Annotated in this window: 23 protein-coding genes; 10 read left to right on the forward strand and 13 right to left on the reverse strand. The window is 63.9% G+C overall.

Annotation, left to right across the window (positions count from 1 at the left end):
- The first annotated feature begins 543 nt into the window (after window positions 1-543).
- The 4 genes from JYA52_RS12200 to JYA52_RS12215 all read left to right on the forward strand — a co-directional run bounded on the left by JYA52_RS12200 (window position 544) and on the right by JYA52_RS12215 (window position 4634).
- The gene (locus JYA52_RS12200) at window positions 544-801 is read left to right on the forward strand and encodes a hypothetical protein (RefSeq protein WP_205653454.1); all 258 of its coding nucleotides are present in this window, start codon (window positions 544-546) and stop codon (window positions 799-801) included.
- Between the two features lie 213 nt (window positions 802-1014).
- Complete coding sequence (locus JYA52_RS12205; protein ID WP_205653455.1) at window positions 1015-1914, forward strand: serine/threonine-protein kinase; 900 nt, start codon at window positions 1015-1017, stop codon at window positions 1912-1914.
- 157 nt (window positions 1915-2071) lie between these two features.
- Complete coding sequence (locus JYA52_RS12210; RefSeq protein WP_205653456.1) at window positions 2072-4420, forward strand: multicopper oxidase domain-containing protein; 2349 nt, start codon at window positions 2072-2074, stop codon at window positions 4418-4420.
- Window positions 4421-4451: 31 nt separating this feature from the next.
- A complete protein-coding gene (locus tag JYA52_RS12215) occupies window positions 4452-4634 on the forward strand; it encodes a PspC domain-containing protein (protein ID WP_205653457.1) in 183 nt (60 codons plus the stop codon).
- 48 nt (window positions 4635-4682) lie between these two features.
- Here the strand turns inward: JYA52_RS12215 and JYA52_RS12220 are convergent, their stop codons facing one another.
- The 4 genes from JYA52_RS12220 to JYA52_RS12235 all read right to left on the reverse strand — a co-directional run bounded on the left by JYA52_RS12220 (window position 4683) and on the right by JYA52_RS12235 (window position 8464).
- Complete coding sequence (locus JYA52_RS12220) at window positions 4683-5270, reverse strand: 3'-5' exonuclease family protein (protein WP_205653458.1); 588 nt, start codon at window positions 5268-5270, stop codon at window positions 4683-4685.
- Between the two features lie 139 nt (window positions 5271-5409).
- Window positions 5410-5841, reverse strand: coding sequence for an SRPBCC family protein (locus tag JYA52_RS12225; protein WP_205653459.1), 432 nt, complete (start codon window positions 5839-5841; stop codon window positions 5410-5412).
- Between the two features lie 45 nt (window positions 5842-5886).
- The gene (locus tag JYA52_RS12230) at window positions 5887-7524 is read right to left on the reverse strand and encodes an alkaline phosphatase D family protein (RefSeq protein ID WP_205653460.1); all 1638 of its coding nucleotides are present in this window, start codon (window positions 7522-7524) and stop codon (window positions 5887-5889) included.
- Between the two features lie 472 nt (window positions 7525-7996).
- On the reverse strand, window positions 7997-8464 hold the full coding sequence (locus JYA52_RS12235) for a hypothetical protein (RefSeq protein WP_205653461.1): 468 nt from the start codon (window positions 8462-8464) through the stop codon (window positions 7997-7999).
- A gap of 338 nt (window positions 8465-8802) precedes the next feature.
- Here JYA52_RS12235 and JYA52_RS12240 point away from each other — a divergent pair, with 338 nt between their 5' ends.
- Both JYA52_RS12240 and JYA52_RS12245 read left to right on the forward strand, forming a co-directional pair.
- On the forward strand, window positions 8803-10092 hold the full coding sequence (locus tag JYA52_RS12240) for an SAM-dependent methyltransferase (RefSeq protein WP_205653462.1): 1290 nt from the start codon (window positions 8803-8805) through the stop codon (window positions 10090-10092).
- A 95-nt stretch (window positions 10093-10187) separates the two neighbouring features.
- The gene (locus tag JYA52_RS12245) at window positions 10188-10892 is read left to right on the forward strand and encodes a type 1 glutamine amidotransferase domain-containing protein (RefSeq protein WP_205653463.1); all 705 of its coding nucleotides are present in this window, start codon (window positions 10188-10190) and stop codon (window positions 10890-10892) included.
- A gap of 88 nt (window positions 10893-10980) precedes the next feature.
- Here the strand turns inward: JYA52_RS12245 and JYA52_RS12250 are convergent, their stop codons facing one another.
- From JYA52_RS12250 to JYA52_RS12285, 9 genes are all read right to left on the reverse strand, one after another.
- Window positions 10981-11247 (reverse strand): hypothetical protein, encoded by a 267-nt coding sequence (locus tag JYA52_RS12250; protein ID WP_205653464.1) that lies wholly within the window; start codon window positions 11245-11247, stop codon window positions 10981-10983.
- 51 nt (window positions 11248-11298) lie between these two features.
- On the reverse strand, window positions 11299-11652 hold the full coding sequence (locus JYA52_RS12255; protein ID WP_205653465.1) for a hypothetical protein: 354 nt from the start codon (window positions 11650-11652) through the stop codon (window positions 11299-11301).
- 453 nt (window positions 11653-12105) lie between these two features.
- Window positions 12106-13149: an NAD(P)-dependent alcohol dehydrogenase gene (locus tag JYA52_RS12260; protein WP_205653466.1), complete on the reverse strand. Its 1044-nt coding sequence runs from the start codon at window positions 13147-13149 to the stop codon at window positions 12106-12108.
- A 27-nt stretch (window positions 13150-13176) separates the two neighbouring features.
- Window positions 13177-13263, reverse strand: a complete 87-nt coding sequence (locus tag JYA52_RS23095; RefSeq protein WP_372433839.1) for a hypothetical protein — start codon at window positions 13261-13263, stop codon at window positions 13177-13179.
- Window positions 13264-13465: 202 nt separating this feature from the next.
- The gene (locus JYA52_RS12265; protein ID WP_205653467.1) at window positions 13466-14449 is read right to left on the reverse strand and encodes a D-2-hydroxyacid dehydrogenase; all 984 of its coding nucleotides are present in this window, start codon (window positions 14447-14449) and stop codon (window positions 13466-13468) included.
- Window positions 14446-15549, reverse strand: coding sequence for a tartrate dehydrogenase (locus tag JYA52_RS12270; RefSeq protein WP_205653468.1), 1104 nt, complete (start codon window positions 15547-15549; stop codon window positions 14446-14448). The genes JYA52_RS12265 and JYA52_RS12270 overlap by 4 nt, the downstream gene beginning before the upstream one ends.
- Window positions 15546-16973, reverse strand: coding sequence for an aldehyde dehydrogenase family protein (locus tag JYA52_RS12275; RefSeq protein WP_240460274.1), 1428 nt, complete (start codon window positions 16971-16973; stop codon window positions 15546-15548). The genes JYA52_RS12270 and JYA52_RS12275 overlap by 4 nt, the downstream gene beginning before the upstream one ends.
- Window positions 16974-17116: 143 nt before the next feature.
- Window positions 17117-18394 carry an NAD(P)/FAD-dependent oxidoreductase gene (locus JYA52_RS12280; protein WP_205653470.1) on the reverse strand — a complete coding sequence of 426 codons (1278 nt, stop codon included), beginning with the start codon at window positions 18392-18394 and terminating at the stop codon, window positions 17117-17119.
- Between the two features lie 27 nt (window positions 18395-18421).
- A complete protein-coding gene (locus JYA52_RS12285; RefSeq protein ID WP_205653471.1) occupies window positions 18422-19096 on the reverse strand; it encodes a haloacid dehalogenase type II in 675 nt (224 codons plus the stop codon).
- A gap of 406 nt (window positions 19097-19502) precedes the next feature.
- Between JYA52_RS12285 and JYA52_RS12290 the strand changes: the two genes are divergently transcribed.
- The 4 genes from JYA52_RS12290 to solA are packed head-to-tail and all read left to right on the forward strand — an operon-like array spanning window position 19503 to window position 23272.
- Window positions 19503-20429 (forward strand): ABC transporter substrate-binding protein, encoded by a 927-nt coding sequence (locus tag JYA52_RS12290; protein ID WP_205653472.1) that lies wholly within the window; start codon window positions 19503-19505, stop codon window positions 20427-20429.
- Window positions 20430-20474: 45 nt separating this feature from the next.
- Window positions 20475-21371: an amino acid ABC transporter permease gene (locus JYA52_RS12295; protein WP_205653473.1), complete on the forward strand. Its 897-nt coding sequence runs from the start codon at window positions 20475-20477 to the stop codon at window positions 21369-21371.
- Window positions 21368-22135 carry an amino acid ABC transporter ATP-binding protein gene (locus tag JYA52_RS12300; RefSeq protein WP_205653474.1) on the forward strand — a complete coding sequence of 256 codons (768 nt, stop codon included), beginning with the start codon at window positions 21368-21370 and terminating at the stop codon, window positions 22133-22135. The genes JYA52_RS12295 and JYA52_RS12300 overlap by 4 nt, the downstream gene beginning before the upstream one ends.
- Window positions 22136-23272 (forward strand): N-methyl-L-tryptophan oxidase, encoded by a 1137-nt coding sequence (solA, locus tag JYA52_RS12305; protein WP_205653475.1) that lies wholly within the window; start codon window positions 22136-22138, stop codon window positions 23270-23272.
- Window positions 23273-23293: the final 21 nt, after the last annotated feature.

Consider the following 23293-nt stretch of genomic DNA (forward strand, 5'->3'; position numbering starts at 1 on the left):
CAAATCAACCAATTCATATAAAATAAACCGGTATCAACAAACTTGGCACACTATTGAGTTCTCAAACAACAGACACACCCGGCACCACCACAACCAACCAAACGGTCGCGGATCGCTCCGGAGCAACTTTTCAAACTTACCGGATCCCGTGGATCTTTGCAAATCAACGTTTCCGCGATTTTCGATCCAACAGGAAGGTCCCCGCCCATCCGCGGCGCGCCTATCAGCGTGCCATTTTTGGGCTGTTTTCTAAGGGGTTGGTCGCTATTTTTCCGCTTCAGCGGCGGCGACTCGAATTACTTTACACACCCTGGGGGGCCAGCGCAAATTGGCTTCCGGACGCCCCCTCAGCCGTGGGATCAGCCGCCGAGCCAGTGCCCTCCGCCGCCCTCCTCCCCTGCCGGAGTCCTTTTGTAAAGACCAACTAGACAGAACGGTCTGTCTCACATAAATTTCAAGGACGATCTCCGTCCTCACGGGCAGCGGTCAGTTATCGCTGAAGCAGAACGGCGCATCAACGTGCACGCCATGAAAGAGCCAAAAATGACTGCAACACACTTTGACCGTTTCGTAGCCGAAGCCCTCACAACCGACCGGGAAACCGACACCGGCCTGAGCCCGGACGAGCTCTACGGCCTGTACACCAGCTGGAGCCTGATCAACAAGCACCAGCCCGAGACCCCGGAAGCCCTGCGGGCAGGGCTTCTGGCACTCGGCATCGATCCTGACAACAACGAACTGTCCATGACCGGGCCGGCAGCAGCGGACTACATCCTCGCCAGCGCGCCCAGCCTCATTTAGCCCGCCGCACAGCGGAAGCGCCGCCGCAATGGCTCTTGCCGCTGTGCTTTGCATGCAATCCTGCAGTTACAGCCTCCCTGGCTACCGAGGCCATACGCTTGGGTACTGCCCGTGCCAGCTGAGGGGCAGGGGGCCAACCCGCTCCCGCTGCCAGGTTCATACGAAAATACGCGCGACGCCCGTCTGGCCCGCGCAGGAAACGCAAGGTATTAAATGGACGACCTGTCCGCCATTTCCGCAGGCACCTTACTGGGCGGCAGATACCGCGTCGTGGAGCAGATTGGCTCCGGGGCCATGGCCAATGTCTACCGCGCCACCGATGAATCCCTCGGCCGGGATGTGGCCGTCAAGATAGTCATCAAATCCACGCCGGCTGTAGCACTGCAAGACACCGTCGGGGCGCTGCAGGACGACGACGCCGAAGTGACCGTCCTTGCCCGGCTGAATCACCACAGCCTGGTCACGCTCCTTGACGCCGGGGTGGACAGGAGTGAACCAGGGCGGCCCCGCATTTACCTCGTCATGGAGCTGGTGGAGGGTCCGGACCTCAAGCGCCGGCTGGAGGAAGGCCTTCTCTCGCCCCGCCATACGGCGCAGATTGGCTACGACCTCGCCGACGCGCTGACGTACATCCATGACAATGGCGTGGTGCACCGCGACGTCAAGCCCGGCAACATTCTCGTCTTCGACTACAGCCATGATGCCGCCCGGATGCGCGCCAAACTGACGGACTTCGGCATCGCCCTGATGTCCGACGCACAGCAATACGGCACGGGCGGCGTCCTGGGAACCGCGGCCTACCTCAGCCCGGAGCAGGCTAAGTCCGAACCGGCGGGTCCTGCCAGCGACGTGTACTCCCTCGGCTTGGTGCTGCTTGAGTGCCTCACTGGTGAACCCGTGTTCCGGGGCGACCCGCTGCAGAGCGCCTTGGCGCGGCTGATCGATGATCCTCCCATTCCAGACGATCTCGACCCTGAGTGGCAACAGCTTCTGGCGGCCATGACGGCGCGGGAGCCGCAGCATAGGCCCTCCACGCGAGAGGTTGCCCAGGCGCTCGAGGACCTGGCCGTCAACATCCGCGGCAGACACAAGGTGGAAACCACCCCCAATTAGCGCCCCCGCAGGACCAGTTTTTCCCCAGCATCCGCCGCGAGGATGGGCGCAGTCCGCAAGCGCGTTTCTTTGGGGGGGACATGAGTTTCACGGCCAGCACTCTTTCCGACCGGCATGACGACCGGAATGACCACCGCGATGCCCACCGGGGCCTGTCGTGAGCCCCCTGAACGTCTACGTGAACGAGGGCTTCGTTCCCATGGTGGACGGGGCCCTGGTGTACCACCGGGGATTTGGTGACCGGCTGACCCGCAGGGAAGACCCGAAGCCGGCACTGGCTATTAGCCCGCGGGTGTTCACGGCCGCCGGCCAGGTGGTTGCCAGCCGGAGCTATCCCCTTGCCGCACCGGTTCCTCCCCGCGGCCGGCCCGCCCCGCTGCGGCCGGACCCCGCTTTCCAGCGGCAGTATCTGGCCAGGCGCGCGTACTGGGCCAGTTTCTTCCCGGACCGGACGCTCATCGCCGAAACCGGCAGCACCATCAGCATCCTGCTGCACAACAATCTGCCGCAGCCCCATGAACTGCGGTTCCACGGCGCCGGGCAGGCGGGAGCGGACGTGACGAGCGGGACCGTCGCCCCGGGGAAGTCAAAACTCCTGGAGTTCCCTGCCCCGTTGCCCGGCACGTACCTTTTTACCGATCCCGGCAACCAGCCTGTGGAGAGGACCCTGGGCCTGTACGGAGCGCTGGTGGTCATCGACCCCGGCTACGCATGGCGGCTCGCCCCGGGCGGAGCAGAGTTCGAACGCCAGTGGCTCTGGCTGTGCCACGACGTGGAGTCGAACTGGGCCCGCATCGCCTCCAGGGGGCAGACGGTCAACCCGATCACCACCCCGGCCGTGCCCCGGTACTTCACCCTCAACGGCCATGCCGGATTCCAGTCACTGGCGGTCAGCACCAATGAGGAACTCAATTTACAGCGCAAGCAGGACACGCTTCCTTCGGGCCATCCGAGGGAAACCGATATGCGGAACTTCAGCGCCTCCCCCGCCCCGGGCGCCGTGCGGACCGGCCAGCTGGTGAGGATGGTCAACGCCGGCATCGCGGACCACCAGTTGCACTACCACGGCAATCACGTGTGGACAGTGCGCGCCAACGGCATTGACTTCCCCAGGTCAAACGGAAGGGTCAGCCCCCAGGGGGACGTCATTCTCCAGCAGTGGGAGGACACTGTTCAGCTGCAGCCGCTGGAACGCAAGGAAGCGATGCTTCCGGTCCGGCGCCCGCCCGAAGTGGTGGATCCCGTCTGGGACGCCCGGACCGAGGACTGGACGTATCCGATGCATTGCCATGCGGAGCCGTCGCAGACTGCCGCCGGCGGCATGTACCCCGGCGGCCTGGTGGCCGACTGGGTGCTGGCGGCGGCACCAGCCCCCGAATCGGGCTTGCCCCCCACGGCGGAGGACCAGGCCCACCACACGTTTCGAAGCCAGGTGGACTTCGCCTCCGACCAGCCCCACGAGGGCAGCCCCGAGACTGAGTTTCGCCAGCGGCCAGACGTCTCGGTCGAGCTCGATTTCTTCAACAGGGAACTCCGATTCCCAGACGGCTCGGAGCACGATGTGTGGAGCTTCGAAGACGAGAGGTCCGGACGCGGGCTACCGGGTCCGCTGGTCCGGATGACGGAGGGCCAGCTGTTCCACGCCACCATAAAGCCGAGCAAGCGTGTCCACACCATCCACTGGCACGGCATCGAACCGGATCCCCGCAACGACGGCGTGGGCCACACCTCGTTCGAGGTGTCAGGTGAGTACACCTACCAGTGGCGGCCGGATGTTGCCGAACGAGGCAATCCCAACCGGGGCTCCGCCGGCACGTACTTCTACCACTGCCACGTCAATACGCCCCTTCACGTCCAGATGGGCATGTTCGGGGCAATCATCATCGATCCGCGGGCGGATCCCGCGGCCCCGGTCCCGGCAGGGACCCGGCGACATTCCTTGGAAGGTCCGCTGTACGACATCGCCACCGAGACGCTGATCGCACCGTATTCGATCGATCCGCGGTGGCATGACATGAACCACGCCGCAGGACTGTCCGGTGAGGACGCGGGACTGAACCGCTTCGAGCCCAAGCACTTCTTTCTCCTGGGCGGCGCGATCGCCAGCAGGCCAAGGGGCGACAGAGTGTGGGCCGTCTCGGCCATGAAGGCAAATGTTGTGGCAGGCACCAAAAAACCCACCCTGGTGCGCATGGTGAACGTGGACTACTTTCCCACACTCACACGGTTCATGGATGCGGCGGGACGGCCGGCGCGCATCGCCGAACTGATCGCGCACGACGGCAGGCCGTTCTGGAACACACCCACCCCGACAGGCCCGGCCGTTCAGCCCTCGGTGGCCGGCCAGCCGCTGCTGACCAGCGTCATCAAGTCCGGGGCGGCCGAGAAGTTCGACTTCCTGCTCCGCCTGCCGGCGCCCGGAAAATACACCATCGCCATCGATTTCCTGCACTGGATCACGGGCGCCGTTCTAGCAACGCGGACGGTGACAGTGACTGCCAGCTGACCTGGGCTGCCGCGGCTGCTAGTGTGACGAAATGGAAGCAATCATGGTTCGGCCCAGGAACGGCAAGATGATCGCCGGAGTCTGCGCAGCCCTCGCGGCACGCTTCGGGGTTCCCAAGGCACTCGTCCGCATCGGTTTCGTACTTTTCGGCCTGTTTGGCGTGGGGGAACTGGCCTACATCGCGCTGTGGATCATCATTCCCAAGGAGAAATAGCCGAGCTGGCTAGGAACCGGCCGCACCAGGGGCGGCCGGAGGCAGGGACTACTTACGACGCCGGCCCTGCGGCTTGTGGCCGATCGTCACCGCCGGAGCGTCCCACAGGTCCGCAACGCTGCCAATCCGCCGCATGCGGGCAATGGCCAGCACCAGCTTGGCGCAGGCCAGCGCGTTCGTAATCGGGTCTGGGTGCTCGACGGGCGGCAGCTTCAAGGCCGCCAGCACGTCGTTGACGCTGTGCTTGGGCAGATCCAGCTCATGCTGGGCGAGCCAGAGGGCACAGTAAAAATCCTTGGCCGGCAGGTCCAGTCTCAGCCGGTCGCTCGCCTTCAGCATCACGTCGGCGTTGTAGGTGGCGTTGTAGGCGACCATGTGGTCCTCGCCCGTGAAGTGCAGGATTCCCTCAACGGACATTTCCCAGTCGGCGGCGGCGGAGACGTCCCCCGCGGAGATGCCGTGGAAGTCGGTGTGCAAGGAGTCGAAGTGCTCCAGGCCGGGCGGGGGTTTGATCAGCCAGGAGGCCCTGTCTTCGATGCGTCCGTTGCGGACCTTCACCAGGCCGACGCCGCACACCGACGCGCGATCGCGGTTCGCCGTGGCAAAGTCAACGGCGGTAAAGCTGATTCCTGGCACTACTGGCCTCCCCCGGGCACGCCAGTGGGATCGAGGCGCCGCTGCTTGGCCTTCCCACTACGGGAACATCTTCGCAGATCAGATGCGGGATTTCCTTGCGAACGCGATTGTGAACCGGACAGGATCGTGAACAGCCGGGTCAGCGCTCCAGCAGGTTCTTAAGGTTTCGGACGAAGACCTTGTTCCGCCGCGGCACCATGAAAGCCATGGCCGGTGCCATCAGCAGGGCCAGCCCGCCCGGCGGCATCTCCACGCTGCGGGTGAAGCGGGTCCCTTCCGGCGCCGATTCCACGGTGTAGGTGACCAGGGGGTGGAGCCCGGCCAGCTCTGCGCGGTAGACCAGGCGCTCCCCCTGCGTCACGTCCAGTGCAGTCACAGTGCCCTCAGTCTTGCCCATGAACGGCTTGAAATGCAGGGGGTAGGTCTTACCGACCGCGGGGACGGGATCGGTGGCCGGATCCACCGACTCAACGTCCACGTGCCAGTTGGGTTCGTTGCGAAGATCCGCGACGTACGCGAAGACTTCCTCCGGCGGCCGCCGGATGACCACACTTTCAACCGACCTGACCACGGATCCTCCTCCGCCCGTCAATCCCGCCGTTTTCTGGCTCCAAGTTTACGCTCGTGCGCGCTCCGGATGCAGCGCCCTGCTCCAGAGCACGGCACCGGTGGCGTTGCGGAGACTCACCGTGAAGACGTCATCCTCGTCGAGGTCCACATGGCCAAAGAACTGGCTTTCGCCGGTGCGCGGGGACTGGTTGGCGTAGGCTCCGGCTTTGAAGAACGCCACCTCCGGGCCAAAGGTGCCGTCCATCTGGCTGGGCCCGAAAGTTCCGGCGTTGATGGGACCGGCCACGAATTCCCAGAAGGGATCGAAGTCCTGGAACGCGGCCCGCTCCGGCGAGTAGTGGTGGGCGGCGCAGTAGTGTACGTCGGCCGTGAGCCAGACCACGTTTTTAACCCGGTTGCGCTTGAACGCGGACAGCACTCCGGCGATCTCGAGTTCCTTCCCCAAGGGGGCGCCGGCGTCGCGGTTGGCGAGGGACTCCTGGTTGACCGGACCGTCCGGCACGATGATGCCGAGCGGAAGGTCGGCGGAGATCACCTTCCAGGTGGCCGTGGACCTGCTGACTTCCTTGATCAGCCAGCGGGCCTGCTCCTCGCCGAGGATGTGGGTGAGGCTGGTTTCCTTGCCGTCCGTGTTGGGGTCTTTGAAGGTGCGCATGTCCAGACAGAAGATGTCCAGCTGCGGGCCGCGGGAGATTTTGCGGTAGACGCGGGCCGGTTCAAAGCCGGTGCTGCCGTCGCTCAGCTGGGCGATGGGCTGGTATTCCTGCCAGGCCTGGCGGCCGCGGGCGGCGAGGACATCAACGCGGCGTTCGGTGTAGCGGGGGTCTGTGAGGATCTCCCCCGGGTACCAGTTGTTGGTGGTTTCGTGGTCGTCCCACTGGGCGATCACCGGAACGTCCGCGTACATGTCCCGGACGTTGCGGTCCATCATGTTGTAGCGGTGCCGGCCCCGGAACTCGTTGAGCGTCTCAGCGACCTTGGACACCTCCTCGGTGACGAGGTTGCGCCAGATCCGCCCGTCCGGTTCGGTGACCTGGGCGGCGATGGGGCCGTCGGCGTAGATGGTGTCGCCGGAGTGGATGAAGAAGTCAGGCCTGGTGGCGTGCATGGCCGCGTAGCCGCGCATGCCGCCGATCTCCTCGTTGATGCCCCAGCCCTGGCCGGCGGTGTCGCCGCTCCACACGAAACTCTGCCGGCGGGGTGCGCGGCCGCTGCTGAGCAGCCCGGTTCCGGGCGCGGTGGTGAACGAGCCGCGTGCGGTTTCTCCGGCGTGGCCGTCGCGGTCCTCGAAGTGCATGGTGAGGGCGAAGCGCGTGCCGGCGGGGAGGTGCCGGGCGTTGATCTTGGAGGTGAAGTCGGTGGCCTCGCTGGCGGCCGTCCCGCGGAGCACCCGCTGGAAGGCGCGGGAGCCTCGGAGCGGGGACCCGCCGTCGTCGACCGCCAACAGGCTGGCCACCAGTCGGCCGGGTCCGGACGCGCGGGACCACAGGACGCCGGAATCAGAGGTGACATCGCCGGTGGCGATGCCGGATGGAAGGGTCAGCCGGTTGCGGACCAGCGCGACGCCGGACGGGCTTGCATGCGCGGCGGTGGACGAGCTTGTCGAAACCGCGGGGGCGACGGCGGCAGCACCGGCAGCGGCGAGGGCACCTTTGAGGATATTGCGGCGGGTGAAAGGAGTCATGGGGCCATGGTCGACGGCGCGCATGAACCGTCGGGGACGGCGATGTGAACGCCTGAATGCTGCAGGGTTACCCCCCACTGTGAGGGCAGGCTGCGCCGAGGCTATTTAATAGACTGCTATTGAATATCTATTTCTCTTCCCAAGAGATCGAAACAGAGGCTAATAACCTGCACCTAGGCATTAATCGAAGTCGAAAATGCCGACAGCTGACGCTTAGTTAGTAAGTGACAATGAGTGGATTAGTGCATCGCACTGGGGTACAGAATTGAGGTGACCGTCACCGGTAAATCCGGAGTTAATGAGCTGCCCGGCGGTGCGACCATCATCACCGCGCGGACAGGAAGTGACCCTGACGAACATCCGCACCGGGGAAAGCGTCACCTACGTGATGACCGGTCCCACAAATAGACGGGAGGCTGGCATTTCTGCCAGCCACCCGCCGTCGTCCGTTCCCGCCTCTAAAAGGAAGACGTCAGCGTGTCCGGACGTCATCCACAAAGGGCACCTGGGCGACGTATTGCTGGTAGAGCTTCAATGCCTCGTCGATAGCGATGTGGCCAAAGCTCAGGGTCGTCTGCAGGCCTTCCAGCTGCGCATTTGCTGCCTCGGCCGCGCTCACCTTCTCGGCGAGCGCGTGGGAATTGGCGAAGTTCGTGGCCAGAGCCGCGGCGACGGAGAAAATCACCGCGGCCAGGCAGAGGAACCGCCACACTATGGAGTCGTCGTCCAGCGAGAAGATCCCGCGGACCGCCTCCGTGAACCCCGTGCCGCCGACTGCCGGGCCGGCGGTGAGCACGGCGGCCAGCGCGCTCCCTACAATGCTGATGTTGGAGAGCTTGTTGCGGCGGGGCCGCTCCCGCCCCAGATAGGAGCGGATGGTCTGTTGCTTCTGGTCGATGCGGTCGGACAGCCTTTGCCGCGTATCCGCTGATTCATCCATGGTCTGGTACAGCCTTTCTCCCCCCGTCGACATTTTGCGTTCAGGATCCCACCGCCCCGATATCCGGTCCAGAGCCCGAGAGGTTCGGTGCCGCCCAACCCGCCCCTGAAGGTCGACCCCGACGTCGCCGGAAACCGTCGAGTTCGCCGGAAACTTCCCGCGAACTGGCAGGCTTCCGGCGACCTCGCCGAGCACAGCAAGGAGCCAAGCCACGCCGGACAGGCTTGTCTCACTGTCCGGGGAGCCTGCCCTTGTGTAGTTTTAGTTTTCAAGTGACGGGACTGCAACGGAGCAGGACCGCCAGGCCTGACGCGAGCACCGGACGAGAGGCGACAAATATGGCAAAGACATCGGGTGTGGCACCACGGCTGGCCAAGGCGCTGGCCATCGTCCTGGGCACGGAGGAGATTCCCATCCGGCTGCGGGCGTGGGACGGATCGGAAGCGGGGCCGGCCGATGCGCCGGTCATCGAGTTCCGGTCGAGGCGGGCGCTGCGCCGGATGCTGTGGTCGCCCGGGCAGCTGGGCCTGAGCCGGGCGTATGTGGCGGGGGAAATTGAGGCCCATGGCGACATCTTCGCCGCTTTCGCCGCGCTGAGTTCCGCGGGCAAGTTCGCCGAGCCCGGCCCCTTCCGCAAGCCGACGGCACGGGAACTCGGGACGCTGCTCACCACCGCTGTCGGCCTCGGCGCAGTGGGTCCGAATCCCGCGCCGCCTCCCGAGGAGGCAAAGGTGGAAAAGCACGGACGGCGGCACTCGAAGAACCGCGACGCTGCGGCGATCTCCCACCATTACGACGTCGGCAACGACTTCTACCGCTTGGTCCTCGGCCCGACGATGGTGTACTCCTGCGCGGTCTACGACAGGGAGGACTCCAGCCTCGAGGCGGCCCAGGAAGCCAAGCTCGACCTGGTCTGCCGGAAGCTGGGGCTGCAGCCGGGCATGCGCGTGCTGGACGTCGGCTGCGGCTGGGGCAGCTTTGCCCTGCATGCCGCCGAGCGCTACGGGGTGAATGTTGTTGGCGTCACCATCTCCACCGAGCAGGCGGAGCTGGTCCGGAAGCGCGTGGCAGATGCAGGACTGACCGAGCGCGTGGACATCCGGATCCAGGACTACCGCGACATTGACGACGGGCCGTTCGACGCCATCAGCTCCATCGGCATGTCGGAGCATGTGGGCCGCGAGCAGCTCCCCCGTTACGTCTCGCAGCTGCACAGCCTGCTCCGCACCGGCGGCCGGCTGCTCAACCACGCCATCTCCTGGAACGCCGGTCCCGCCGACGATGACCCGGACTCCTTCATTCCCCGCTACGTCTTCCCCGACGGCGAGATGCTGAGCCTTTCCGAGGTGGTCGTGGAGCTGGAGGCCGGCGGCTTCGAGGTGCTCGACGTCGAGGCACTGCGCCGGCACTACGCCCTGACGCTCCGGGCCTGGGTGCGGAACATCGAGGAACACTGGGATGAGGCGGTGCGGCTCACCTCTGCCGGCCGGGCGCGCGTGTGGCGGCTGTACATGGCGTCCAGCGCGCTGGGGTTCGAGAACGGTCTGACCGGCGTCAACCAGGTGCTGCTGCAAAAGCCCGGAGGCGCCGAGCCGCCGCTGCGGCTGCGGGAGTGGACCGGCGGCTGACCCCGTAGCTGCTCCCCCGGTTGAGCTTGTCGACCCCCTGCACCGCCGGGTGAGCTTGTCGAAACCAAGGAACAACAGAACATAAGGAGAATCCCATGGCCACCATCCTGATGGTCGTATCCGCCGCCGACTCGCTGACCATGAAGGACGGCAGCCAGCACCCCACCGGGTTCTGGGCGGAGGAGCTGGTGGTGGCACACCGCACCCTGATGCAGGACGGCCATATGGTTGACTTCGCCACGCCCGGCGGCATCAAGCCGACGGTGGACAAGGTCAGCCTGCAGGCGGAGGCCGCGGGCAGTGAGGAGAGGGCGGAGGACTTCCGCACCTATCTGGACATGATCGACGTCGACCTGTTCGCGCCGCTGGTGCTGGCCGACGTCGACACCTCCGCGTACGACGCGCTGGTCCTGCCGGGCGGGCACGGCCCCATGGCCGACCTGTTCAAGGACAGGGACCTGGGCCGGATCCTTGTCGAGGCCAACGGGGCGGGCAAGATCATCGCCCCGTTCTGCCACGGCCCCGCAGGCCTGCTGAGTGCCACGGCCGACGACGGCGCGTTCGCCTTCGCTGGCCGCCGCCTGACTGTGTTCAGCAACTCCGAAGAACTGGGCGGCGGCACCGGCCACAACACGCCATGGCTGGTGGAGACGGCGCTGCGCGAGAAGGGCGCCGCCGTGGAGACCGGCCCGGACTGGGCCAGCTTCGTGGTGCGTGACGGCAACCTGATCACCGGCCAAAACCCGCAGTCCAGCGAGGACGTGGCCAGGGAGGTTCTCAAGGCCCTCAACGGGGGTTGAGTCTGTCGAGACCAACGGCGCGGGGCCCTCGATCTCGACAGGCTCGATCAGCGGGCCCCGGTGGTTGAGCCTGTGAACCCAGGCGAGCTCAGTCGCCCATGCCGGGATGGACCGGCACGAAGTCGATCTTGTTTCCGGGGCTTGTCTTCTTTTTCGGCGACCGCGAGAACCCCTTTGCGTCCAGGTGGTTCTGCGCCCGGTACTCGGCCAGGGCGTCGTCGTAGGCCTTGTTGAGCCGCCGGCCGGACACCTGCTCCGCTGTGCCGTCGGCAAAGGTGATGGAGATCTGGACGCTGTCGGGAAAGTGCCGGTTCATCCGGATGAAGCCTTCGGCATCCTGCTGGAGATTGATCATTGTTGTCCGCCCTAAGTAGTTGTGGCTTCCAGTCTCCCGCACTTTTCACCGTCATGGACGAGGCCCCGCAGGCATGCGCGACTCGCCTTTTTCGTGCCGCACGGAGAGGGCGTCGGCGGCGAAGAGCATTTTGCGGCCCATGGCATCATCTGGCCATACCCAGACCACGGAGCCATCGGGCATGACGTCATCAATAACGCCCGCCCCTGCGATTCCACCTGCTTCAAAGACCACTCGTTCGCCCACCGTGTAGCCACGTGCTTGCCTGGGGCCTGCGTCTGGATCCGTTTCTCTGCCGGCACGAAGGCCGTCGATCGCCGAAACCGGGACTGCGTCTGCTGTGTTGATAACCCCGCCCTTGAGGCGGTTGCTGTCCGTAACGGAACTTGAAGATTCTACTGACATATTGGATTTAGCCTCATTGAGTGTGTGCGGGAACGGCGGCAGCCGGAGCGGAACTCCCCCGGTTAGGCGATGGCTGGGCCTAAAGGACAACGCTGTCTTGCCCACTCTTGGAAGAATGGCTCAACAACCATCATACGGATTGTCAACAATCGACGATAGAGGCTATTGAAATTATTGTGCGAGGTGCAGGCCTCGTCTGCGACGCCTGCATGGCGTGTTAACTGATGGGTGCCTCTGCGCATAGTGTCCAGTGTGCGGGCCTGCCGTTTACCGCAGGCATCACGTCACCCTCGGCGATGAATCTCGCGTCGAGGTCTTATCCGCTGACCACCAGCCTGTCTGCGGGCAATGATGACCAGTCAGGGAGGCCACGCGGGCGTCAGAGGTCGCCAACGAGGCCAAAGGTCTTTTCTTCATGTTGTTCCTTCGGTGGGTATTGATAGAAACAAGCGGTCAGAACGTGTCTGCGTCGATGACGAAGCGATAGCGCACATCACTGGCCAGGACGCGTTCATAGGCGTCGTTGATTTTGCTAGCCGGAATGACCTCCACCTCGGCCCCGAGCCCGTGGGCGGCACAGAATTTGAGCATCTCCTGGGTCTGCCGTATCCCGCCCATCTTGGATCCGGCGATGCTGCGTCGGAAGCTGACAAGTGACCAGGCGCGTTGCGTCAGCGGTTTCGATGGCAGCCCCACGAGGACCATGGTGCCGTCCAAAGCAAGCAGCGAAAGGTACTCGTCGACGTCGATATCAGCGGAGACCGTGTTGATGATCAGATCAAAATGACCCCTCAGAATTTCGAAGGTGGAGGGGTCGGACGTGGCGTAGTAACGCTCCGCCCCAAGCCGGAGCGCGTCCTCCTGCTTCTTGAGCGACTGGCTGAGTACTGTGACCTCCGCGCCCATGGCTGCGGCGATCATTACACCCATATGGCCGAGCCCGCCCATGCCGATGATGGCCACGCGCTTGCCCGGTCCGGCATCCCAGGTGCGCAGCGGTGAGTACATGGTGATGCCGGCGCACAGCAGGGGTGCGGCGGCGTCAAGCGGAATGCCGTCAGGAATCCGCAGGACATAGTCCTCGTCCACCACAATGCTGGTGCTGTAGCCGCCGGCTGTGGGCAGGCCGTCCCGGCCCACAGAGTTGTAGGTGCTCGTCGCCCCCGCCAGGCAGTACTGTTCCTCGCCGTCACGGCAGTTGGCGCAGTCACGGCAGGAATCCACAAAGCAGCCCACGCCCACACGGTCCCCCACTGCATGTCGCGTCACCCTGGCTCCAACGGCCTCCACGACGCCGGCAATCTCATGCCCCACGACCACCGGGTAATTCACGCTCGCCCAATCGCCCCGGGCCGTGTGGATGTCGGAGTGACAGATGCCTACAAACTTGATCGCGATCTGCACTTCGAACTCACCGGGCTCGCGGCGTTCGATGGTGCCTGGCTGGAGGGGCGCCGTTGCTGAAGAGGCGATATATGCCTTGGCGAAAGTGGGCATCGTGGTTCCTTTGCTACAGGTTCATTTCTACAGTGGCAGCGGGCCCGCGACGCACGCCTGAGGGTTTGCCAGGTGCTCAGGACGGAGAATCTCGTTGAGTTCTTCGGCCGTCAGTAGGCCGCGTTCGAGGACGAGGGAGGTGACGCTGCGTCCAGTGAGAGTGCCTCGCGGGCAATCGACGTTGCAGCGTCGTACCCGATGAGCGGGATTTCTCGGTCATGTCTCAATCCTTGTGTCGATTGCTCCGTACGTGCCCTTTTGGACGCTCAAAACGGCACCTACGGAGCAATCGATGGGTTAGTTGGTTGGGGAGGGTTCAGGAAACGGAGACGAACCCGAGGTTCTTGTCCACGACGTTCTGCAGTGGCTGGCCCTTGCAGTAGCGTCTCAGGTTGTCCACGAACAGTTTGGAGAGATCATCGAGATAGTCTTCGGTGTCACCGCTCATGTGCGGGGTGATGATGACGTTCTCCATGCTCCACAGTGCGTGGCCGGCAGGGAGAGGTTCGGGATGCACAACATCAAGGGCAGCTCCGGCAATGGAGCCGGAGGCCAAGGCTTCAGTCAGGGCCTCCGTATCAACGAGTTCCCCGCGCCCTACATTGATGAGACGCGCAGACGGCTTCATGGCAGCCAGGACGTCGGCGTTGACCAGTCCCCGGGTCTCAGTGGTCAGCGGTGCGGCGAGTACGACGTAGTCGTAGTCGTGGACAGTGCTGGCCAGGTCCGGGGAGGAGTAGATCCGGCCAAAATCAGCATCACCGGTCCGGCTCGTGCGGCCGGCACCGCTCACCTCCACGCCCACGGCGCGGAACAGCCGTGCGATCTCACGGCCAATGGACCCGGTGCCCACCACCAACGCGCTTTGACCCTGGATCTTGCGGGTGACCCGGTGCTGCCAGCGCTGTTGCTGCTGCAGCCTGAACGAACCCTGAGAGTCCTTGGCCATGTCGAGCACAAAGCCAAGCGCAAACTCAGCGATGGCCCTGCTGAGGACCCCGCGGGAGTTCGTGTAGGTCACATCGCTGCGGATCAGCTCGTCGAAAAGCAGCTGGCTGACGCCCGCCGCAGAGACATGGACCCACTGCAGGGACGATGCCGCATCCCAGTTCTCGCGTAGAGCCGGCGAGAACGAGTGCCATTGGTACAGCACGTCCGCGCCGTCCAGCGCCTCGGCAAGACCGTCCGCTTTGGTCAACCGGACCTCGGCCAGCTGCTCGATCTCGGAAAGCCGGGGCGGCAGCGCCTCCCGGTAAAGGGCCGCGACGACGGGCCGCTCGCGTTCCGCGGCGGCGGTCATGACGCCGTTGCCGCGGTAGCGTTGGCCGGCTGCTCCGCGGCCAGGGCGAGGGTGTTGATCGCAGTCAGGACGGCTGCCGTGAATTCCGACGTCGACGACGTGCCGCCGACGTCGCGGGTGCCGAAGCCGTCGCGCAGGGCTGACTCGAAGGCGGCCTGGAGGTGCGCTGCTGCCTCGGGGTGGCCGAGGTGCTCCAGCATCATGGCTCCGGACCAGATCTGCCCCACCGGGTTGGCCAGGCCCTTGCCGGCGATGTCCGGCGCCGATCCGTGAACCGGCTCGAAAAGGGACGGGAAGTCGCCCTCCGGGTTCAGGTTTGCGCTGGGCGCCAGGCCGATGGAGCCCGTCACAGAGCTGCCAAGGTCGGACAGGATGTCGCCGAAAAGGTTGGAGGCCACGATGACGTCAAAGGTCCAGGGTTTCAGGACCAGGTGTGCCGCCAAGGCGTCTACCAGCTCGCTGGTAAGGGTGACCTCCGGGTACTCGCGGACCGTTTCGGCCACGACCTCGTCCCAGAACGGCATGGTGTGCACGATGCCGTTGCTCTTGGTGGCCGAGGTGAGCTGTCCGCGTCTCGTCGCCGCCAGCCGTGCCGCATAGTGCGCTGCCCGCAGGACGCCCAGACGGGTGAAGACGGTGGTCTGCATGGCGCTTTCCTCGGGCAGGCCACGGTACATCCGGCCGCCGATTTCGGAATATTCGCCTTCGTTGTTTTCCCGGACGATGAGGAGATCGATGGGGTTCTTTACCGCTAGCGGTGACGCGACGCCGTCGAGCGTTTTGACCGGACGGAGGTTGATGTACTGCTGGAACTCACGGCGGATGGGGATCAGCAGCCCCCAGAGCGATTCCGCATCGGGGACCTCTGGTGAGCCCACCGCGCCAAGGAAGATGGCGTCGTGCGCGGCGAGCTGCTCCAGTCCGTCCTCGGCCATCATCCGACCGTGCCGGGCATAGTATTCGCATCCCCAGTCGAAATACGTGAACTCCAGGTCCAGCGCGTGGAGTTCCGCGATGCGCTCGAGGCAGTCGATGGCGGCGGGGACTACTTCGTTCCCGATGCCGTCACCGGGGATAACAGCGATCTTGTGTGTGCTCATGACATTTTCCGCTCTGGCAGGACGCCCGGCAGCTGTTGCCAGCGGGCACCGGATCCTCGAAGGTTGACGATGGTGCTTTTAGGCTCTGTCATCTCGTGGACGGCATACCTGACGCCTTCGCGCCCCACTCCGGACTTCTTAAATCCGCCAAAGGGCATCGAGTCGATCCGGACGTCGCTGGTCTCATTGATCACCACGGCGCCCACGTGCAGCTTCTCCGCGATGTCCAGTGCCTGGTCAATGGACTGGGTGAACACGCCGGCCTGAAGGCCGTAGTCGGAGCTGTTGGCGGCGTGGACAGCGTCCGCGATACTGATGAAGGGCAGGATGCTGACGACGGGGCCGAACACTTCGTCCCGGATCACCTTGCAGTCCGCGGGCACATCGGTCAGGACGGTCGGCTCGTAGTAGGCGTTCCGCCGTGTCCCTCCCGCATGGACGGTCGCCCCGGCGGCCTTGGCCTCTTCCACCCATTCCTCGACGCGCCGTGCTTCGGCCTCGGAGATGAGCGGTCCCACGTCGGTGCTGCGGTCGAGCTTCGGCCCGGTTTTGAGGGCCTCTGTGCCGCGAGTGACGTGTTCCAGGACTTCCTCGAACAGCGAGATGTGCACGTACACGCGCTGGACCGAGAGGCAGTTCTGCCCGGCCACGCCGAAGGCTCCGGCCACGATGGCATCCGCCGCCTGGATCGCATCCGCGTCGGCGCAGACGATCGTGGCGTTGTTCCCGCCGAGCTCGGAGAGGATCTTCTTCGCCCCGGCCGCGGCAGCGATGCGCTCCGCCGTCGCAGGGCCGCCGGTGAAGGAAATCAAGTCCACCCGGTCATCCGTGACCAGCGCTTCGGCAACTCCCGGCCCGCTTACGATCGCCGCGATGCGTCCGGACGGGACGCCCGCTTCGAGCAGCAGCTGGACAAGGGCCAGCGCGATCAGCGGAGTGCGGGCTGATGGCTTAAGTACGACGCCGTTGCCTCCGATGAGGGCCGGGCCCAGCTTGTGAGCCACCAGGTTCAGCGGGTCGTTGAACGGCGTGATGGCCGCAACGATCCCCACCGGCTTGCGGCTGTACCAGCCGATCTTGTTGGCACCGGCCATGCTGTCGTCAAAGCCCAGCGTCTCCCCGGTCAGCTCGCCGGACGCTGCGGCCGAGAGCCTGAAGGTCTCAATGCAGCGGCGGACCTCGCGCTCGGCTTCGGTGATGGTTTTGCTGCTCTCCGAAGCAATGATGTTGGCGAACCTCTCAGCCTGTTCCGCCAGCAGCTGAGTTGCCTTTTCCAGCGCCTGACGGCGGGAACGCAGCGGCCACTCCTCACCCTGGAGGTGCCGGTGAAGGTGCGCTACTGCCCGGCGCACGTCCTCCGCCGTCGAGGTGCATACGCTCCCCAGCAAGACACCGTCTTCAGGGTCCCTGACTTCAAGGGTCATGTCGGCGGTTTGCCACTGGCCCTCGAAGAACGCTCCTCCTGGGAGATTCGCAAACTTTGTGCGCCTGTAGGCGGTTTCTTCGGCTGATTCTGGGCGTGCGTCAGCCACTGTTGTTGATGCGAGCATGGGAACCCTTAATTTGCCTATTTGACTCGGTCGATAATTTTTGCGGCTGCGCCGATGAACGGCAGGAACCACGGCGGGCCGAAGTGGCCTGGGACGGGCGGATTCTTCAGGTCTTCCCACACGTTGGCGCTCTTGTCTCCGGCCATGTAGTGAGCCATCCGCTTGCCCATGTGCGCTGCCATCTGCACGCCGTGTCCGCTGTAGCAGAGCGAGTAGAAGAGGCCGTCATGCTGGCCCGCGTGAACCATCTGGTCCATCGAGAGGTCCACCAGGCCGCCCCAGATGTAGTCCACCTTGGCGTTGGAGAGGTATGGGAAGAGTTCGAGCATGGCCTTGCGGAGGATCTCGGCGCTCTTGACGTCCGAGTCCGGGCTGGACAGTGCGAAACGGGCCCGGCCGCCGAACAGCAGCCTGTTGTCCGGGGTGATGCGGAAGTAGTAGGTCAGCATCTTGCTGTCCGAGGCCTGGCGGCGGTTGGGCAGTATCCGGTTGACCACGTCTTCGGGCAGCGGGTCAGTGACAATGATGAAGCTGCCTACCGGGATCACGCGGCGCTGCAGCCACGGTGTGACGTTGCCGGTGTAGCCGCTGGTGGCGACCAGGACCTGCTTGGCCCTGGTGATGCCCCGGGTGGTGTGCACGTCGTGCACGGTGCCGGAGACCTTCTTCAGCTCGGTCACTGCAGCGTTCTCGCAGATATCGGCTCCGGCGGCAACAGCCACTCCGGCCAGGCCATGGACGAACTTGCCCACGTGCAGACCTGCGCCGAGGGGGTCAACCATCGCGCCCTGGTAGAAGTCGGTGCCGATTTCGCTGTGGATCTCGGATTTCGGGATGACGGTGACGTGGTGATCGGCCAGGGTGGCCAGCTTCTCCTGCGACTTCAGGAAGCCCTCGTAGTGGGACTTGTGGAAGGCCAGCGAGAGCTTTCCGAAGCGGTTGTAGTCGCAGTCGATGCCATTGTCGTGCACCAGCTTCTCGATGGTGTCGATGGCGTCGTTGTATTCCTGGAACATCTCCACGGCACGCGTGGCACCGTAGCGCTTGACCGCGGTGCTGAAGCTGATGGCCAACCCGGTAGTCGCCATTCCCCCATTACGGCCGGACGCGCCCCACCCCACGGTGTGGCGTTCGAAAACGGCAACGCTAGCGCCTTGCTTGGCAAATTCCAGGGCCGCGGACAGCCCCGTAAATCCGGCGCCGATGATTGCCACATCGACATTCTCCGGTACCGGAGTCTGCCGGTAGTCTCCGGATGCTTCGGCTGTGTCCAGCCAGTAAGGAATGAGTTTCACGGTTTGACCTTTCGCCTCGAATTCGGTTTAGAGACCGAGGTGCTTGTTGATCTCGTCCAGGGACTTGACAGTGTTGAGGTCGTAGCCCGGGCCGATGGGGTCATAGCCACGGTCCAGCATCCAGAGGTTCCGGAAGCCCATGTCGTGCATCGGATGCATGTCGTAGCGGGTGTGCGAGGAGACGTGCAGGAAGTCCTCCGGCTTGGCGTTCAAAGTGTCCAGCATGTACTCGAACGCCTGGTAGCGCGGCTTGTATGCCTGGGCCTGCTCGGCGGTCAACACGGCGTGGAAGTCTGCACCGAGCTTGGGAATGCTGATGTCCAGGAAGCTGGTGTCCGCGTTGGACAGTGCCACCAGTTTGTAGTTGTCGCCCATGAGCTTCAGCGGAGCCGGCACGTCCTCGTGGGCAACCCAGCCGCGTACAGCCTCAGCGAACGCTGCGCCGGCGCCTTCGGTCGGGCCAATGCCCCAGCGCTTGCACACGCGGTCAAAGGAATCCTGAAGGATCTGCTCGTAGGGCTTGTAGTCGCCGCAGACCTCGTCGAACCGGTACCCGCGGAACTGCTTCTTGAAGGCAGGCCACTGCTCTTCTGAGATGCGGCCATCGAGCAGGCGACGCGTGGTGGGATCAATGTCGAAGTTAATGAGAGTGCCGTAGATATCAAAAGAGATGTACTTCGGCCGGAAGTTCGTGTCTGCCATGAGTCGTCCGTTTCTTGAAGTCGTGTCGAAGGCCCGGATGCCGAGCCTCCTTATGGTTTCAGGGCATGTACAGAGCGAGGTGGATTCTTCCCCGTGGCAGGGGTCTCTGCTGCCCGATACATCGACTGTAGAACCGAAAATTGTAAATTGTCAACAGTTGGGCGCCATCCCTCCGGGAGTCATTAACCCACCATTTTTCTTTTCGTCAATTGTTGACAATCTGCACCTGAGGGGGTTGCATTGGGTTAGATGCGGAACGAGATCAGGATCACAACTCCGCATGAAGCAAGACACGTCTGTACCGACCCAGCACCTTAAAGTCAGGGATGCCGACCGGTCGGTCCCGCGAAATATGCACCCGTTTTGGCGGATCCAATTCAGCCAAAACCATTCGAAGGGAAGCACCATGAAGACCATAAACAAAGTTCAGACCGCAGCAGCCGCCCTCGCCACGCTCCTGGCACTGAGCGCCTGCGGCGGGACTGCCAACAGCGACACCTCCGCGGGCGGCTCGAAGACATCGAATACGGCTGATATCTCGGAGGGCATCCAGCCTGACGAGGCCGCGGTCAAGCTGCTGCCGCAGTCCTACAAGGACAAGGGCGAGCTCACGGTAGCCATGGACCTGCACTACCCGCCGACCACCTTCCTTGCCGATGACAACGTGACCCCGATCGGCCTGAACCCGGACATCGCCCGCCTGGTGGCGAAGAAGCTTGGGCTCAAACTGAAGTTCGAGAACACCGCGTTTGACACGATCATTCCCGGTATCGACGGTGGCCGCTATGACTTTACTGTCACCACCATGTCCCCCACGGAAGAGCGGCTGAAGGTGATGGACATGGTGACCTATGTCAGCACCGGAGTCTCGGTAGCCGTGGCTCACGGCAACCCGCTGAACATCAGCAACGACGACATGTGCGGCAAGAACATCGCCGTGACTAAGGGCTCGAACGCCCAGCTGAAGCACCTGCCGAACGTCTCGAAATGGACCTGCGAGGAAAAGGGCAAGCCGGCCATCAACGGCGTCACGCTTCCCAATATCCAGGAAGCCCTGACGCAGCTGGCGTCCAAGCGTGTTGACGGCGTCGTCTACGACACCCCCGCGCTGGTCTGGGCAAACGAGCAGCAGCCGAACACCTTTGAGGTTCTGACTCCGAAGCTGGATACCCGCACGGAGCACGTGAACGCCATGGGCCTGAAGAAGGGCTCCCCGCTGACGCCGGCCATTCAGGCAGCCACGCAGTCCATCCTTGAGAGCCCGGAATACAAGAAGTCGCTCGACACGTGGGGCCTCAGCGGCGCAGGCATCCCCACGGCCAACCTTAAGTAGCAGGCGGCGTCCATGCAGCAAATAACGATTGAAAGAAGTGAACCCATGAGTGGGAAGGACTCAGCGCTCAAGCCACGGCTCAAGCGGCGGAGCACCTTTGAGTATGTTGCCTGGGTTGTGTGCAGCCTGATCGGCATCGGCATCCTGATCTCGGTTTCGACCAACCCCAACTTCAAGTGGGACGTGGTTGCCAAGTACATCACGCATGAAACCATCGTCCGCGGCCTGATGCTCACCATCTTCCTCACCTTCGCCAGCATGGCCCTGGGAACGCTCCTGGGCCTGGGGCTGGCGATCATGAGGGGCTCAAGCATCAAACCGATTGCGGCCACCGCGGGCGCCTACATCACCATTTTCCGCGGCACCCCGGTCCTGGTGCAGCTGATCTTCTGGTTCAACGTCTCCGCGCTCTACCCGAACCTGACCATCGGTATCCCGTTCACCGACATCGGCACCGCGGTCGACATGAACGCCCTGATGGCACCCATCACGGCTGCCCTGGTTGGCCTGACGCTCAATGAGGCTGCCTACATGGCCGAGATCATCCGTGGCGGGTTCTCCTCGGTCGGCAAGGGCCAGATCGAGGCCGCAGACTCCCTCGGCATGAGCGGGGCGATGAAGATGCGCAAGGTCATCATCCCCCAGGCCATGCCCTCGATCATCCCGGCGACGGGTAACCAGGTGATCGGCATGTTCAAGGGAACCTCCCTGGTGAGCGTGCTCGGTGTTGCCGAGCTGCTCCAAAGCGCCCAGCTCATCTATGCCCGCACGTACGAGACCATCCCGCTGCTGATCGTGGCCAGCCTCTGGTACCTCGTGATGACCCTGCTGCTGAGCTACCCGCAGTCCAAGCTCGAGCAAAAATACTCCCGTGCAACCTCCAGGCTTCCCCGGAAAGCGAAAAAGGTTGTGCTGACAGACCCGGAAGGTATTGCCAGATGAGCACCGACGGCACCATTCACGCCCGCGGAATCCGAAAGTCCTTCGGACCCAAGACAGTCCTGAAGGACATCAATCTGGACATCGCCAGCGGAGAGATCTGCTGCATCATCGGCCCCAGCGGCTCCGGCAAGTCCACTGTCCTGCGCTGCATCAACGGCCTGGAGACCGTCGACAGCGGTGTTCTGAAGGTCAACGGCGAGAACTTCGGATACTACGAGACCGACACCGCCTACCATGCCCTCAGCCCCAAGAAACTCGCTGAGCAGCGCACCAAGGTCGGCATGGTCTTCCAGCAGTTCAACCTCTTCCCCAACATGACTGCCCAGGAAAACATCATGGCCGGTCCAGTGCTGGTCAAAGGCGCCGACAAAAAAGAGTCGGCCAAGCGGGCCCACGAACTGCTGGCCAGCGTCGGCCTGAGCGGTTTCGGCGACTACTACCCGGCCCAGCTCTCCGGCGGGCAGCAGCAGCGCGTGGCGATCGCGCGGTCCCTGGCGATGGACCCCGAGATCATGCTCTTCGATGAACCCACGTCCGCCCTGGACCCCGAAAAGGTCGGCGAAGTCCTCATGGTCATGCAGGACCTGGCCAAGAAGGGTATGACGATGGTGGTGGTCACCCACGAAATGGGCTTCGCCCGCGAAGTGGCTGACTCCCTGATCTTCATGGACGACGGCTACGTCGTCGAACGCGGCGACGCCCGGGAAGTCCTTCGCAACCCCAAGGAACCCCGCACCCAGGCCTTCCTGGAAAAGGTGATCTAAATGACCGATGGCAAGCTGGCCGTTATCGGCCTGGGCAGCATCGGAAGCATGGCGTTGTGGCAGGCCTCCCGCCTGACGGACTCAGTGGTCGGATTCGAGGCACAGTCCCCGGCCCATGCCCGAAGCGCCGTTGGCGGTGACACGCGCCTGTTCCGCATGCTGTATCGCGGAACACCCAGCTACTACCCCATCCTGCAACGTTCCCGCAGCCTCTGGGCCGAACTCGAGGCGGAATCGGGCCAGGACATCCTGACCCGCTGCGGAGGCCTGTCAATTGGAACAGTTGGCGGCCCCTATATTCCCAGCCTGCTGGAAACGACGCGGCTCAACGGCGCTGACCACGAAATCCTGAGCCGCGAGGCCATGGCGGAACGCTACCCGCAGCACAACCTCCGGCCCGACGACATCGCCGTGTACGACCCCCACGCCGGAGCCCTGCGCACCGACCGTGCGGTGACGGCGGCAGTCTCAGCAGCCCAGGCCAACGGGGCAACGATCCACACGAACACGCCGATCGACAGCATCACCGAAACGGGGGACGGCGTCGTCATCACCTCCGGCGAGAAGTCCTGGACCTTCGAGAATGTCATCGTCTCCTCCGGCGGCTGGTCCCAGCGGCTGATGCCCGACTACCTGAAGGCCGCAACCCAGACCAAACGGATCTTCCTCTCCTGGTTCGTCGCGAGGGACGCGGCGGAATTCTCACCCGACAGGTTCCCCATCTTCATCCGGATTTCCGGTGACCGCTCGATGTACGGAGCACCCACTGTCGACGGCGTGACGGTAAAAGCAACCCTCGATGGCCGCGGAGCGCCAACACCGAAGGCCGATTCAGTCCCCCGGGACCTCACGCCCGCGGAAATCGCTGAAACCACCGAGACCGTCACCGAGTTCTTCCCCGGCCTGTTCCCCAACATTGTCCGCTCGGATGCGTTCCCGGACCTCTTCACGAAGGACGGGCATGCACTGCTTGGCCACCTCGGGGAAAGCAGCAGAATCTACTGCGCCACCGGGTTCTCCGGCGGTGGTTTCAAAATGGCTTCGGGCTATGGCGAGATAGCGGCACACGAGGCTTTGGGTAAGCGCTCCTTTGAGGGCCTGGAGTTCCTCAGGCCCGAACGGTATAAGACCCACTGACACCAGCGGTGACATGGGGTG

Source organism: Arthrobacter pascens (assembly GCF_017052465.1).
Lineage (GTDB): Bacteria > Actinomycetota > Actinomycetes > Actinomycetales > Micrococcaceae > Arthrobacter > Arthrobacter pascens.

Bases quoted from the DNA above. Each gene is read 5' to 3' on its own strand.
- JYA52_RS12200 (WP_205653454.1), top strand. From the start codon at position 544: ATGACTGCAACACACTTTGACCGTTTCGTAGCCGAAGCCCTCACAACC.
- JYA52_RS12250 (WP_205653464.1), bottom strand. From the start codon at position 11,247: ATGATCAATCTCCAGCAGGATGCCGAAGGCTTCATCCGGATGAACCGG.
- JYA52_RS12255 (WP_205653465.1), bottom strand. From the start codon at position 11,652: ATGTCAGTAGAATCTTCAAGTTCCGTTACGGACAGCAACCGCCTCAAG.
- JYA52_RS12230 (WP_205653460.1), bottom strand. From the start codon at position 7,524: ATGACTCCTTTCACCCGCCGCAATATCCTCAAAGGTGCCCTCGCCGCT.
- JYA52_RS12275 (WP_240460274.1), bottom strand. From the start codon at position 16,973: ATGACCCTTGAAGTCAGGGACCCTGAAGACGGTGTCTTGCTGGGGAGC.
- JYA52_RS12285 (WP_205653471.1), bottom strand. From the start codon at position 19,096: ATGGCAGACACGAACTTCCGGCCGAAGTACATCTCTTTTGATATCTAC.
- JYA52_RS12300 (WP_205653474.1), top strand. From the start codon at position 21,368: ATGAGCACCGACGGCACCATTCACGCCCGCGGAATCCGAAAGTCCTTC.
- JYA52_RS12265 (WP_205653467.1), bottom strand. From the start codon at position 14,449: ATGACCGCCGCCGCGGAACGCGAGCGGCCCGTCGTCGCGGCCCTTTAC.
- JYA52_RS12205 (WP_205653455.1), top strand. From the start codon at position 1,015: ATGGACGACCTGTCCGCCATTTCCGCAGGCACCTTACTGGGCGGCAGA.
- JYA52_RS12245 (WP_205653463.1), top strand. From the start codon at position 10,188: ATGGCCACCATCCTGATGGTCGTATCCGCCGCCGACTCGCTGACCATG.
- JYA52_RS12295 (WP_205653473.1), top strand. From the start codon at position 20,475: ATGAGTGGGAAGGACTCAGCGCTCAAGCCACGGCTCAAGCGGCGGAGC.
- JYA52_RS12260 (WP_205653466.1), bottom strand. From the start codon at position 13,149: ATGCCCACTTTCGCCAAGGCATATATCGCCTCTTCAGCAACGGCGCCC.
- JYA52_RS12240 (WP_205653462.1), top strand. From the start codon at position 8,803: ATGGCAAAGACATCGGGTGTGGCACCACGGCTGGCCAAGGCGCTGGCC.
- JYA52_RS12235 (WP_205653461.1), bottom strand. From the start codon at position 8,464: ATGGATGAATCAGCGGATACGCGGCAAAGGCTGTCCGACCGCATCGAC.
- solA (WP_205653475.1), top strand. From the start codon at position 22,136: ATGACCGATGGCAAGCTGGCCGTTATCGGCCTGGGCAGCATCGGAAGC.
- JYA52_RS12215 (WP_205653457.1), top strand. From the start codon at position 4,452: ATGGAAGCAATCATGGTTCGGCCCAGGAACGGCAAGATGATCGCCGGA.
- JYA52_RS12290 (WP_205653472.1), top strand. From the start codon at position 19,503: ATGAAGACCATAAACAAAGTTCAGACCGCAGCAGCCGCCCTCGCCACG.
- JYA52_RS12270 (WP_205653468.1), bottom strand. From the start codon at position 15,549: ATGAGCACACACAAGATCGCTGTTATCCCCGGTGACGGCATCGGGAAC.